Genomic DNA, 211 nt, shown 5'->3' with positions numbered 1-211 from the left:
GGATGCATCAAGAGGTTCGCTCTCGTTTAAGGGTTTTCTGGTCTGTTTGCGATCTTTATTCTTCGTCACAGGTCTCCCTCGCTTATGTGGTCGCAGACCTTCAAGACCCTCCTCTCGGTATTTCCTGCGCCAGTTAACGATCATGGATGGATTCGTTAAACCGAGTTCGAGGGCCAATTGTCGGTAACTGCATTCGCTCGTTTCGTAGCGT

At 49.8% G+C, this 211-nt stretch carries 1 protein-coding gene; it reads right to left on the bottom strand.

The genetic code is table 11. The features are described from left to right. Positions 1-211 (bottom strand): helix-turn-helix domain-containing protein (locus tag PEPTYR26121_RS08690; protein WP_180501033.1); only part of this gene is annotated, 211 nt, incomplete at both ends.

This window comes from Aedoeadaptatus nemausensis (assembly GCF_903819165.1).
Taxonomy (GTDB): Bacteria; Bacillota; Clostridia; order Tissierellales; family Peptoniphilaceae; genus Aedoeadaptatus; species Aedoeadaptatus nemausensis.
Note: the sequence above shows the minus strand (reverse complement) of the source record. Positions and strands in the feature narration are given on the sequence as shown.